Annotated in this window: 12 protein-coding genes; 7 read left to right on the top strand and 5 right to left on the bottom strand. The window is 44.9% G+C overall.

Annotated elements, in window-relative coordinates:
* Positions 1 to 99: 99 nt before the first annotated feature.
* Positions 100 to 450: a response regulator gene (locus O3C43_05390; protein ID MDA1065917.1), complete on the bottom strand. Its 351-nt coding sequence runs from the start codon at positions 448 to 450 to the stop codon at positions 100 to 102.
* A gap of 715 nt (positions 451 to 1,165) precedes the next feature.
* Between O3C43_05390 and O3C43_05385 the strand changes: the two genes are divergently transcribed.
* From O3C43_05385 to O3C43_05370, 4 genes are all read left to right on the top strand, one after another.
* Complete coding sequence (locus O3C43_05385) at positions 1,166 to 1,486, top strand: cytotoxic translational repressor of toxin-antitoxin stability system (GenBank protein ID MDA1065916.1); 321 nt, start codon at positions 1,166 to 1,168, stop codon at positions 1,484 to 1,486.
* Between the two features lie 83 nt (positions 1,487 to 1,569).
* Complete coding sequence (pssA, locus tag O3C43_05380; protein MDA1065915.1) at positions 1,570 to 2,340, top strand: CDP-diacylglycerol--serine O-phosphatidyltransferase; 771 nt, start codon at positions 1,570 to 1,572, stop codon at positions 2,338 to 2,340.
* A 233-nt stretch (positions 2,341 to 2,573) separates the two neighbouring features.
* Positions 2,574 to 3,701, top strand: coding sequence for a DNA polymerase III subunit beta (gene dnaN, locus O3C43_05375; GenBank protein MDA1065914.1), 1,128 nt, complete (start codon positions 2,574 to 2,576; stop codon positions 3,699 to 3,701).
* Positions 3,702 to 3,784: 83 nt separating this feature from the next.
* Entirely contained in the window at positions 3,785 to 4,684 is a 900-nt protein-coding gene (locus tag O3C43_05370) for a hypothetical protein (GenBank protein MDA1065913.1), read from the top strand.
* Between the two features lie 28 nt (positions 4,685 to 4,712).
* Here O3C43_05370 and moaA read toward each other — a convergent pair whose 3' ends face one another.
* Entirely contained in the window at positions 4,713 to 5,726 is a 1,014-nt protein-coding gene (gene moaA, locus O3C43_05365; protein MDA1065912.1) for a GTP 3',8-cyclase MoaA, read from the bottom strand.
* Positions 5,727 to 5,854: 128 nt separating this feature from the next.
* Here moaA and O3C43_05360 point away from each other — a divergent pair, with 128 nt between their 5' ends.
* Genes O3C43_05360 through moaD form a run of 3 tightly spaced genes read left to right on the top strand, consistent with a single transcriptional unit; the run spans position 5,855 to position 7,785 of the window.
* Positions 5,855 to 7,057: a molybdopterin molybdotransferase MoeA gene (locus O3C43_05360; protein MDA1065911.1), complete on the top strand. Its 1,203-nt coding sequence runs from the start codon at positions 5,855 to 5,857 to the stop codon at positions 7,055 to 7,057.
* A 6-nt stretch (positions 7,058 to 7,063) separates the two neighbouring features.
* Positions 7,064 to 7,549, top strand: coding sequence for a cyclic pyranopterin monophosphate synthase MoaC (moaC, locus tag O3C43_05355; protein MDA1065910.1), 486 nt, complete (start codon positions 7,064 to 7,066; stop codon positions 7,547 to 7,549).
* Entirely contained in the window at positions 7,546 to 7,785 is a 240-nt protein-coding gene (moaD, locus tag O3C43_05350; protein MDA1065909.1) for a molybdopterin converting factor subunit 1, read from the top strand. The genes moaC and moaD overlap by 4 nt, the downstream gene beginning before the upstream one ends.
* On the opposite strand, the gene argJ is transcribed toward moaD, so the two are convergent.
* The 3 genes from argJ to O3C43_05335 form a co-directional block, all read right to left on the bottom strand.
* Entirely contained in the window at positions 7,786 to 8,934 is a 1,149-nt protein-coding gene (gene argJ, locus O3C43_05345; protein MDA1065908.1) for a bifunctional glutamate N-acetyltransferase/amino-acid acetyltransferase ArgJ, read from the bottom strand.
* A 97-nt stretch (positions 8,935 to 9,031) separates the two neighbouring features.
* The gene (locus O3C43_05340) at positions 9,032 to 9,925 is read right to left on the bottom strand and encodes a class I SAM-dependent methyltransferase (protein ID MDA1065907.1); all 894 of its coding nucleotides are present in this window, start codon (positions 9,923 to 9,925) and stop codon (positions 9,032 to 9,034) included.
* An 8-nt stretch (positions 9,926 to 9,933) separates the two neighbouring features.
* Positions 9,934 to 11,919: a hypothetical protein gene (locus tag O3C43_05335; GenBank protein MDA1065906.1), complete on the bottom strand. Its 1,986-nt coding sequence runs from the start codon at positions 11,917 to 11,919 to the stop codon at positions 9,934 to 9,936.
* Between the last annotated feature and the right edge of the window lie 109 nt (positions 11,920 to 12,028).

The raw sequence follows: 12,028 nt of genomic DNA, 5'->3' as shown, positions 1-12,028 counted from the left end.
TCGGAAGTAAGCTTAACAACAGGAGCGATTCTCATGGACCAAAGCCTAAATCAGTGACGATGGGGAAGTCAATCAATATGTTATATTATTTAAGACGCACTACACTAGAACGGCTTTAAAACCATGCTTTTCATATTCGGCCATCGTATTGTCGTCGGAATAAGCACTCGAGACAATCCCGACCACCTCGGGGTGTGCCTGCCGAATAAGTCGAAAAGAATCCAATCCACCAAGCCCATTGTTCACCAATAGGTCCATGATTACCGCGTCAACAGGTTGATCGGATTCCATGGCACTTTTGTACAATTCATAGGCCTCCATCCCTTCAGAGGCTAAGGTGACTTTATAGCCACAGGTATCGAGGAACTTATTGAGAAGTCCTCGTACAGATGGCTCATCATCCATAACTAGAATATGGTATGTGGCGGAGCTGGTGCTTTCAAATATCACGATTTGTTTGAGGTTTGGATGAGGAAAGAACCATAGACCACAATGTTAGGTGAACAAGAAGACGCATAAATCCCTTCTTTTATAGCAATTTTTTAATGTCAGCCAATTTTTCTAAACTAGGCACACGCGGTAGGAGGGTCGGAATTAAAAACGAGACAATATTGGCTTTAGCTGAATTTGGTAAGTTACTTTTTAAAAATCTGGGCCTTCTTTTGGTCACCTTGATCAATAAAACTGATTTTGATTATTTTAAGACCGAAATCGGTTCGAATTCGTACTAAACTAAGGGTAAATGTAAAATGTTTGGTAAATAAACTCAAAAAAAATACGGCATTTGTCGAAAGCCATTCGATTGAGTTTGTTGATTCCATGATTTTTAAGAGTTCACGCAAACAAACCAGGACGGTCAACCCACTGACCCAATGGCTGGGAGCGAAAAACTCTTCTTCGGAATCTACGAAATCATTCACAGTCAACTCCTCCGATATGGGGAGCATTTTACCCAAATTTTCTTCGGTGAAATCAACTAACTTTTGAGGAGCTCAGAGTTGATAGGATGAGATAGAGCCGGTAGCCCGAGAGGTGCTGCCGGCTTCTTTTTTCTATTTCTGCGCCCTCGAGGCCCGGACATTTATCTTGCGGAGTGACAATGGTCTGAAATGCTCTTTGCCTTGCGAATTCAACTATGTACCAGGTAACTTTCAGTGATCAGAGCATGAACGAGCTCAATAAACTGGATACATTGAGCCAAATGGCGCTTGTAGAAAGTATCACCGACCTTACGCCTAGGGATCTGCACAACATGGACGAACGACTTGGACGAATTTCGCGCAAAGGAAACACCTATTATCGATTAAGGGCAGGCGAATACCGTATTTATTTTGAGATCAAAGATGATATTCTTTTCAGCCACGTTATCCTGGATAAAAACTCGATGGCTGACTTTATTTTCAGGACCAAACTACCGTTTAAAGAAGAACAGGCAATCGAGCAGCATCAATCATTTTGGAAATATCTCGAGAGCCTGATGAAATAAAATTCGATATGAATGAGCCACCTTTAGATTCGAAGTACACGGATCCTGATCAAGCCAGTAAAATTTACTTTCTCCCCAACTTAATGACCGCGTTTAACTTGTTTTGCGGTTTTCTGGCCGTAATCAGGTGTATCCAGGCCAAGTTTTCGGCCGATGAGTTGGGTAAATCTCCTGAAGAGTTATATACCCAAGCTGTTTGGCTAATTCTAGCTGCTGTTGTTTTTGATATGTTGGACGGACGGTTGGCGCGTCTGGGCGGAAGAGAATCACTCTTTGGAAAGGAGTTTGATTCAATCGCAGATGTTGTTTCTTTCGGAATGGCCCCAGCCCTGATGGTGTTCTTTTTAATTCTATCTCCTGAATATGAAGCTTACTTTCGGAATATTGGTTGGTTGATAGGTTTTATTTACCTGCTCTGTGTCTCTGTTCGCCTGGCACGCTTCAATGTGATCACCCATCCATTAATGGAAGAGAGTCAATTCACAGCCACGAAAGATTTTATAGGTCTTCCGGCACCAGCTGCTGCGGGAATGATTTCTTCGCTTGTTCTTATGATGAATAAATTTGAGGTCCGTGGTTTGGCTATTTTCTTACCCGCCTTAATGATCCTGATCGCGTTCTTGATGGTTAGCTCAATTCGTTATCCTAGCTTCAAGCACATTGATTGGACCACGCGGCTAAAGTTTACCTCATTCATCCTGGTCATAGTCGTAGTCTCGATTATTTCGATGGTTCGCGAAGTTGGGATAGCCCTTATTTTCTTGGGCTACATCTTTTATGGCATCTTTTTGAATTTCAAAATACGATCGAAGATCCGTAAATCTAAGACTAGTGATAACCCTGTGAATAGTTGAGGATCTCTTCTGAGTAAAATCGAATAACTTGCTTGTTTTGTTAATTACCGTAATAACTTTAAACCAATGAACAGCCTTATTATCCTCTTTTTTAGTGGCTCAATGACTAGCAACCAAGCACTTAGATAGTTGTTGGGTTTACTAACAGGACATAATAATAAGAATACTTATTTTAATTTACTTTATATATTATATATTTCGTCTAATAACCCAGAAAAAGTTCGATCGTCTACATGAAGTTTAAAATTAACCGAGACCATTTCTCTAGTGGATTACAACAGGTCCTCAATGTCGTAGGAACCCGGGCTACCATGCCTATTCTCAGCAATGTCCTGATTGAAGCGAACGAGGGATACATATCACTTACCACTACCAATCTCGATATGGGCATTCAGTGTCGAATCGAGGCTCAAGTGGAAACAGCAGGAGGTATCACCCTTCCTGTCCGCAAGCTGGCGACCATTATTCGTGAACTTCCGAATCTGGATGTTGAAGTAGAGTCCACGTCAAGCCACCGGGCCGAGATCTCTTCTGGAGGATCGGTATTCCGCATAAATGGTATTGGTCCCGAAGAATTTCCTCCTTTGCCTTCCTTTAGTGATGATCGCCAATTTATACTTTCACAAGACACCCTGGCTTCCATGTTGAAGTCGGTGTCTTATGGACAATCTACCGATGAGAACCGCTACATTCTCAACGGCGTTTATTTTAATTTCTCAGATGGAAAGCTCACTTTAGTTGCAACAGACGGTCGAAGACTTGCGCTTGTCAGCGAAGAGGTCGATGTGACCGAAGCGAATGCTGGAAAGCTCATCCTTCCGGCGAAAACGGTTGCCGAGCTGCTTCGTCTTCTCGGACAGGCCGAAGAGATCAAGATTTCATTCAATGATCGACAGGTAGCTTTCGAAATCAGCACAGATGAAGAAAAGGAAGGCCTAAAAGACCACATTTACCTGGTTTCCAAAATAGTTGAAGGCAATTACCCGAACTACCAACAGGTCATTCCAAAAGAAACCCACCACCGCATAAAGGTGGGTCGCGAAGATTTGTTGCACTGTATTCACCGGGCAGCCTTGGTCACGACCGACAAAAATAATTCCGTCACCATAAAGATCCACAACGACAAGTTGGAGATCTCTGCTTCCAGTCCTGAGTTGGGTGAATCTCATGAATCTTTAGGCGGAATTCCTTTTGAAGGCTCCGAAGTTAAAATTGCCTTCAATCCCCAGTTTTTGATGGATCCTTTGAAGAGTCTGACCAAGGACGAAGTATTCTTTGAATTTAAAGACGAGCTCAGCCCAGGCGTTTTCCGGACGTTGGAGAGTTTTCTCTGCGTTATTATGCCGCTAAGGCTCAACTAAACTTTAAGACCACGTCTCGGTTGAGATAAAACTCTTGAAAAAGTGCCTGAACCTGCACGGCTTCGAGAAGTCTAAAGATTTCTATGGATTTGATACCTGCAGATGCCCATTGGTACGATCTCCTGCTACCTTTTATGTTAGCCGGGACGTTGATTCTGAGTTGGATAAGCGGTCGAAACGCTTCGTTTATAATTACCATTCTGAATCGTTGGCTTCGGTGGGTAACCTTTTCAACGGCAGCGGCCTACTTTTCTTTCACCTCAGAAGTGTTTGAAAAACCTTTTTGGGTACTTTTCGCCGTTTTCTTTCTCTGCTGGTTTCTGGTTGAAACAATTTATCATTGGGTGGTCATTAAGATTGTAAGCAACAGTGGTGTTCCACTTTTTCCCAGCTTTGTTGAAAACGCTCAAGGCGATGAGTGGCCTGCACAAAAGCGTTTTTTGGCTATTCGCAAATGGCTTAAAAAAGAATCCTATAAATCGATTTGTTCGCTCAAGGCTGAGCTCGTGCCGGGTACGACGTTGCGCATGCACGTTTACCAAAGTGAGGATGACAAAACACGGATTCAAATTCTATTTGTTCCTCAGAGAAACGGTACGGTTTCCATGTGCTTTACTATTCTTTCAAAGACCGTCGAAGGATCGCGCTATGTGACCGACAATATGTTTCTTCCATTTGGTGGTTTTTACCCTAAAAATTGGTATCTCGAACGCCGACCCCTTGTTCGAACCTTTTTGCGGCTCTATCGAAATCACACAAAACGGTTGCAGAATACGAAGGAGGTTTTCGTCCCTTGGGATGAAAATGCGATTGATGATGTGAATGATCAACAATCCACTCTGGAACGCGTTAACACCGAGATGGGTTTTCTCAACCCGATTAGCCTGCGGGAAGAACACGGAAAAATTTCCTGGGAAGGAAGATACCGTGTCTGGAAAGAAATCTGGATGCTAAACTATTTTGGCAAACCGGGGTCTTATTGATTAAGCCCGATCTTGCTTCTTCGGCTTTTTATCCGCCGATATAGGACATCTCCACCTTAGGATCCTGAGTGTCCGGATTGAGCTGATGTCGAATTTCTGAATAACGGTCATCTCGACCTAACCACAACTTTGCGAGCAATCCGACCAGGTCTTCCTGGGAAATTCCTTCGCGCAACACGGACCTGAAGTCAGTGCCCAGGGATGAAAAGAGGCATTTATAAATTTTCCCATCGGCCGATAATCTTGCTCGGTGGCAATCGCAGCAAAACGGTTGCGAAATCGAACTGATTACGCCTATTTCCCCTGCCCCATCAAGGTATCGATAACGTTTGGCGACTTCTCCTCGGTAATTGGGATCAATGGGTTCGAGTGGAAATTCCTGGTGTAAGATTTCAACCACTTCTTTTGCAGGAATGACTTCTTCTTGTTGCCAGTGATGATGATTACCCGCGTCCATATACTCAATAAATCTCAAGGTAATTTGCCTCTCGCGGAAGTAGCGCGCCATCGGAACGATATCCTGTTCGTTTACGCCCTTCTCTACCACCATATTTACCTTCACGGGCAGCCCGACCTTCAAGGCGGCATCCAATCCTTCCAGCACCCCCGCCACGGACTTGTTACGACCGTTCATATTTCGGAAGGTTTCTTCGTTCAGTGAATCCAGACTCAAATTTATTCGGTCTAACCCCGCTTCTTTTAAATCAGAAGCAAACCGGGGGAGCAGCCAGCCATTCGTCGTAAGCGCGATATCCTCTACTGCCTTTAAATCAGAGATGCTTTTGACGATGGAAACCACTTCTTTTCTTAGGAGGGGTTCGCCTCCGGTGATACGGATTTTGTTCACGCCCAATTCTACCGCTGCCTCTACCATGCGGATGATTTCAGGAGGTGTAAGCAACTCCTGTTTTTTAAGAAATGCATAATCGGGACCAAACACGTCTGCCGGCATGCAGTAAGAACAGCGAAAATTACACTGATCCATAACGGATATTCGTAAATCTCGTAGAGTTCTTCCTAAAGTATCCCTGACATCTTTCATAAGTGTTAACCGTCAAGTAATACAGATATTGACGGGCAGGTAAAAATATAAATTCCGAATAGAAATTGCTCAACTATAGCTTGTTTTCTTTTGCTCATTCGGATGATAAAGCCAGATTACATCAAACTATGGATGCCATTACTCCGCAAGAAGCAGATCAGATAATTGAGAGCCAGCTACGACCTCTACCGTCTGAAATCGTTCCCTTCGATCAGGCCTATGGCCGTATTTTGCGAGAGCCGATATTGGCCGATCGGGATTTTCCACCCTTTGACCGGGTGATGATGGATGGCATCGCTATTTCTTTCAAGGTTTGCGAAGCGGGTCCCTTCAAATCTCAGGGAATCCAGAAAGCTGGAATCGAAGCACAACGTTTGGAGAATAAGTCTGGTTGCTTCGAAGTAATGACCGGAGCTGTTGTGCCAATCGGTTGCGATACGGTTATCCCCGTTGAGGTAGTGATTGAAGAAGATGGTTTGTTTTCTTTGAAAAAGGGTTACCTCCCAAAGCCGCACCAATTTATCCACAAACAGGGTTCCGATAATCACATGGGTGATTTATTGCTTACCCCAGGGCAACTTTTGACAGCTAAAGAAATCGCAGTAATTGCTACCTGCGGTTACGCCGAGTTGGAGGTTAGTCCCCGCCCGAACATCACTATTGTTTCAACGGGCGATGAATTGGTCGAAGTCCATGAGAAACCGACACCGTTTCAAATTCGCAAGTCGAATGCCTACGCCCTTGAAGCTGCCTGTGGCGGTTTGCCAATTCCCGTGAATGTTAAACTGGATCATCTTCCCGATGACCGGGCGGTAATTGCCAACCGCCTGAAAGGCCTGATGGAGAATTCAGATGTCCTTTTGTTTTCGGGCGGGATTTCAAAGGGCAAATACGATTTTCTCCAAGACTTGCTTCTTGAGGCAGGAGCAAACAAACATTTCCAATGGGTGAAACAACGCCCCGGAAAACCGCTTTGGTTTGGAACTTCGGTTGAAGGAACCGCTATCTTTGCCCTACCTGGAAATCCAAATTCAACTTTGACCTGTTTCTACCGCTATGTGGCATCATCAATTTCATTAATGGCCGGATTAGGTAAATTAATGCCTGAATCGGCCATTTTAACTGAGCCTTACACATTCAAGCCTCCACTCGCTCAGTTCCTACCCGTAAGTGCGGTTCGCTCCGTTACGGGATCTTTGGAAGTTCAACCTCTGCCTACTCAGAATTCTGGAGACTTGGCTGGGCTGGCCATGAGTGATGGCTTTATTGAATTGCCTGGAGACCAAAATGAATTTCCAGTTGGATTTTCTGCACCCTTCTATCCGTGGTGATAAATAATGTCTGATTTTACTCATATCAATGAATCCAACCAGCCTTCAATGGTGGATATTTCAGGTAAATCGGCCAATCGCCGAACCGCAGTTGCTCAATCGATTGTTCAATTAACGGATAACATTTGGGCTCAATTGCATGAAGGGGAGATTCAGAGTAAAAAGGGTCCAGTGTTCCAAACGGCTATTTTAGCTGGGATAATGGCGGCCAAAAAGACCAGTGATCTTATTCCACTTTGCCATCCTTTACCGCTCGATAATTGCAAGATTGATATCGAGCCGCTTGAAAATCAAAGGGTTAAAATTCTTTGTTCGGCATCGACCGATCACAAAACGGGGGTGGAGATGGAAGCACTAACTGGAGCTTCAGTTGCTGCGCTAACTTTATACGATATGTGTAAAGCGCTGTCACATGACATTCGGATAGTGGATACTCGGTTGATTTCGAAAACGGGTGGGAAACACGATTTCTCCAGCGACTCGTCGGTATGACTATCCAACTGTATTACTTTGCAATTTTGCAGGACCAACGTGGGTTGCAGGAGGAAAAGCTCGAAATTGAAACCCAAACGGTTGCCGCGTTATACGCTAAACTGAAAGCCAAATACGGGTTCACCCTGGAGAAAGGCGCTTTGCGTGTTTCAATTAACCAAGCGTTTGTTACTTGGGAAACCGAACTTCAGGACGGTGACGAAGTAGTTTTTATCCCTCCCGTTTCGGGCGGCTGACTAAGTACGATACAACGCGTTAACTTTGATATAGCCCTCGGACAAATCGCATCCCCATACGGTAGCTGTTGAATTTCCAATTCCAAGATTGACCGAAATAACAACTTCTTTGGCTTCCTTAAGGTAAGCTTCGACCGGATCGTCTGATATGTTGGTTGGTGCGCCGTTATCGTATACGGTATGTTCACCGAAAGATATTTTTAATTTCTCTGGCTCCAAGCGTTCGTCAAAGGTCTTTCCAAGAGCCATGGCCACTCTACCCCAATTGGCATCTGCGCCATAGACTGCGGTTTTTACCAAGGGTGAGTTAACTACAGATTTGGCCATTTTTTTAGCCTGATCCTCATCAACAGCTCCAGAAACAACGACTTCAATGAGCTTGGTTGCCCCTTCTCCGTCAAAGACAATTTGTTTTGAAAGAATCACAGCTGCTTCAAGAAACGCGGCTTCAAATTCTGCGAGATCAACTTTCCCGGCCAGACCGTTTGCCATTATAGCTACTGTGTCGCTGGTACTTGTATCGGTATCTATGCTCAGGCAGTTGAAGGATTTATCGACCACGCGTTTGAGCAACGCTTGTAAATCGCTGCCCTGAATATCGGCATCGGTGACCCAAAAAGACAACATGGTTGCCATATTCGGTTCAATCATTCCTGCGCCCTTTGCCATACCAATGAGAACAGCATTTCCTACTTTGCGCCGTACCAGTTTGGAGTGGGTGTCCGTGGTCATGATGGCCTCAGCCGTAGCTTCCCAATTATCGGCTCTCAATGCATCCTTACATCCTGAGATTGCCTTCAAGATTTTTCCCATCGGCAATTGGACCCCAATTACGCCGGTTGAATTAGGGAGCACCAGATTTGGTTCAATCTCGAGCTCAGCTCCCACAGCTTCCATTTCTTGTCGTGCGTTATCAAGCCCTTGCTGCCCCGTTGCAACATTTGAGATGCCGCTGGTTATTAGGAAGGCTTGGGCTTTGCCTGCCTTGATAAGCTCTTTGCCCAAGGTTACCGGCGCTCCACAAAAAGTGCTTCGGGTAAAAACGGCCGCAGCGTTGGCCTCAACCTCTGAAACTATCAACGCGAAGTCGTTGTTCTTTTCTTTAATGCCGATGAATTTACCTAAACTGGTGAAACCTTTGGGTGTCATGATTTTCAAGTTGGGGATCTATCAGTATACGAAATGGAGGTATGTCAATATAGGAGAGTGGTCAAACGATGTCTTTCCCAATTCCTCAGGTACAAATTTAGTCTGTGGTATACGTTTGGGAATTCTTTTGTTTTTTCATTACTACAAGTAATGAATCTCCCAAGTTGAATGGAATGGTTACCGTTTTCATCCAGGCCATGGGCTTCAAGCGCATCCATTTCGGCAAGTAGGCCAATAGCCTTATCCACAAATAGTCTAAGGTAAAATACCAGCCGGGTCGCTTAACAGCCATAATCTCAAACCCCGTCTTTTTACTAATCAGATCGAGGGTTTTGCGATTGAAGTAGCTAATGTGTGCGATCCTGTAGTGCCACCACTTTCGCCCGAGTAACCGGGCGAAAAAAGCACCGCAATCGGGTGTGGCTACCATCGCATATCCTTCTTCGGTTAAATGGCTGGAAACTTCCCTCAACAACGTTACCGGATCTTCGACATGTTCTATCACGTCAATAAGCGTAATATAGTTAAAAGTACAATCTTTCTCCAGATCGCTTAGTAGTCCTCTTTTGATAGGAAGGTTTTTTTTAGCGGCCTCCCCATGCAGCCATATCGATGGTTCTATTCCTTCTGCTTTAAAGCCAGCCTTCAAAGCTTCCTCGACCAAAATACCGGTGCCAGCCCCAACATCCAATAAGCTTTCGCCTGGTGCAAATGTTTCCAAGTGTCCCAAAAGTGCTGCGGCTTGTAGCGCCCGTTCCTTCCGTCCTTGTTCGTATCGTGGGTCTTCAAGGCTCACATAAAAATCCAACACCTCGCCCAAATCGCTACATTGGAGGAAGCCGCATTCCGGGCATTGATCAATGGCACCGGTCAGTCCGTAGTTTGCGTCAGTGATGGCGAAGTGTTCGCTGTTTAACTCCTCCTTCAGATTTGAGGACCATTTTAAGAAAGTATCGGCGTTACAGATACGGCATTTCTGAGAAGCATCCATAAACAAAGTTACCAGCGTAATAGTTTACTCTTACAACCGTTTATACCTTCTTGTATCATTAAACCAAATAGTAGCGGTAAGAAGACCAAACCGGGAAAAATATACCGTAGGCCGATGTGGAATGAAGATATGTCCATCAAGGTAATAATTAAACCTCTGAAAACGATTAAGAAGCCAAGGAACAATATCCAGCGAAGGTAGTGGCGAATCTGAGCATTTGGTTTGTAAGCAACATAGCGCACCAGCAATATCAATAGGGCAATGCAGCCTAAGCCCAGGTGAAATTTTCCATGGCTTAGCCACAACCAGGCTTGGATTGCATTCTGAGCAGCATAAAGGTTTCCTCCCCAATTCATTTCATCGACCGTTATTCGCAGCAATGTTCCTTCGCTATCCCTTTCCTGTTGTTGTCCCAGCGTTAACAGCCGTTTTGCTTGCAATGGAACTAAGCTGCCATCCTTTGTTTCGAAAACTATTTTCACATCCCAATCAGGATAGTCGGCTTTTGGTAATGAGATTTCGAATCCGGAATTGAGTGGAGGATTACTGTCTTTGTAAGCAGCCGCCACGTCGGGTCGGGGATAGATATCTGTCGTCGAATCCAAAACGATTAGATTATGATCCAAGACTTCTATACTGCTGATTTCTTTACCTTCGATAAAGACCCAACCCCGCACTCTCGGGACTTTACGATAGGCTAAATAATGTCGCCGGTTGGTAACTTCATCGTAGAGATCGAGCGTGCTAAAGACATTATGGCGCGGATAATAGATTCGGATATCATTATCCTTAAGCGGCTGATAGGCAAATCCGATTATTTTTGATAGACCGGCTGGAAACCGCGTTAACCAATCAGTTATCTCGGGATCAAGGTAACTGGAAAGCACGAAGCGCTTCTTGAGCTTTCCTTCTTTGAACGCTTTCTTCAGTTCCTTGTCGATATTGTTGTAAAAGGCATGAGCCGTTAGGGCGTCCTTGTGCATGCCTTCTTCAATGGCCGATTCTCTCAATGCAAAGTAGAAGGCACTGCCGGCGATTTCCTCAGGATTTTTGGTTTGACCCAAAGTCGCCTCAGCCCAGCGCGGCCCCACCCTATTTGAAAGCGCCTCTCTTATGGATGCTAGCGTCGGGCTTACTTCGTACGCTTTTTCCAATGATTCTTTTTCGACGGTTGCCCATGGTTTGGAGTTGTCGGGCTTGATTTCCATCAACCGCTTGTAAGCCGTTTTAAAAGAGTTCCCGGCAAACTCGTGCGGGATGAAAAGACCATGGACCGCATAGTTGGCCGACCGGATCGATATATTGAGAACCAGAACGGGTCCAAACAGTCCAAGAAAAACCCATGCCAGTTGTTTTACCACTTTTGATCGCTTCGGCAGCTCTTGTTTAAGTATCCAGAAAATGAAAACGAAGCTCAACAGGATCATCGCGATGGTCATGGCCTCTTCCCTTGTGTACCACAACAACGCGGATGTAATGCCGGCGGGTAGTAAATGATCCCAGCGGATCGTCATAAGTTTGCGATTGGCCAATGGCACTAACTGAGCAACCAATATCAAAAGCAGCGACACGTAAAAACATTCCCGCAGTGTTCGATTGGCCAACAATAACCATCCTGGATGATGAATGATCACGATGAAACAGATGCCTGCTATGGTAGCATTAAGGCCGTTTTTTTGAAATCGGTTGATTAGAAAATAAGTGGCCCAACAAAGCAGTAACTCCTGAAAAATCCGCAATGGAATTCCAATGAAGTCGACGACTGCCATAACGAGTGGCCAGATTGGCGGTCTTAGGAATGACCAGCCGTTGTATTCGGTCCACCAGTACCAGGATTTGGCGAGTGTTACATAATTCAGATCATCAGCCGGCCGGTAAAACGGTTCAATTTCTTCACCAAGCACGAGCCAGTATTTAAAGATAAACCCAAGCGTCGCTATTAAATAGAAGCTGCGTCGCGTCGTTAGGAACTGCCAGGGAGAATTTTGAAACATACAGAGCTAGGATACCAAAAAAGCGATGCAGACATAATTCTCTCCTTTTTCCAATACTTTCCAAATAGGCTTGCTCACTCTATCTTCTCGGAAGAGAAATCGGTCTTCC

The organism is Verrucomicrobiota bacterium (assembly GCA_027622555.1).
Classification (GTDB): Bacteria; Verrucomicrobiota; Verrucomicrobiia; order Opitutales; family UBA2995; genus UBA2995.
This window is presented reverse-complemented; position numbering and strand designations above follow the sequence as displayed.

Excerpts from the sequence above, each read along its gene's own strand:
- O3C43_05385 (MDA1065916.1), top strand. The coding sequence starts at position 1,166 with ATGAACGAGCTCAATAAACTGGATACATTGAGCCAAATGGCGCTTGTA.
- pssA (MDA1065915.1), top strand. The coding sequence starts at position 1,570 with ATGACCGCGTTTAACTTGTTTTGCGGTTTTCTGGCCGTAATCAGGTGT.
- dnaN (MDA1065914.1), top strand. The coding sequence starts at position 2,574 with ATGAAGTTTAAAATTAACCGAGACCATTTCTCTAGTGGATTACAACAG.
- O3C43_05370 (MDA1065913.1), top strand. The coding sequence starts at position 3,785 with ATGGATTTGATACCTGCAGATGCCCATTGGTACGATCTCCTGCTACCT.
- moaA (MDA1065912.1), bottom strand. The coding sequence starts at position 5,726 with ATGAAAGATGTCAGGGATACTTTAGGAAGAACTCTACGAGATTTACGA.
- O3C43_05360 (MDA1065911.1), top strand. The coding sequence starts at position 5,855 with ATGGATGCCATTACTCCGCAAGAAGCAGATCAGATAATTGAGAGCCAG.
- moaC (MDA1065910.1), top strand. The coding sequence starts at position 7,064 with ATGTCTGATTTTACTCATATCAATGAATCCAACCAGCCTTCAATGGTG.
- moaD (MDA1065909.1), top strand. The coding sequence starts at position 7,546 with ATGACTATCCAACTGTATTACTTTGCAATTTTGCAGGACCAACGTGGG.
- argJ (MDA1065908.1), bottom strand. The coding sequence starts at position 8,934 with ATGACACCCAAAGGTTTCACCAGTTTAGGTAAATTCATCGGCATTAAA.
- O3C43_05340 (MDA1065907.1), bottom strand. The coding sequence starts at position 9,925 with ATGGATGCTTCTCAGAAATGCCGTATCTGTAACGCCGATACTTTCTTA.
- O3C43_05335 (MDA1065906.1), bottom strand. The coding sequence starts at position 11,919 with ATGTTTCAAAATTCTCCCTGGCAGTTCCTAACGACGCGACGCAGCTTC.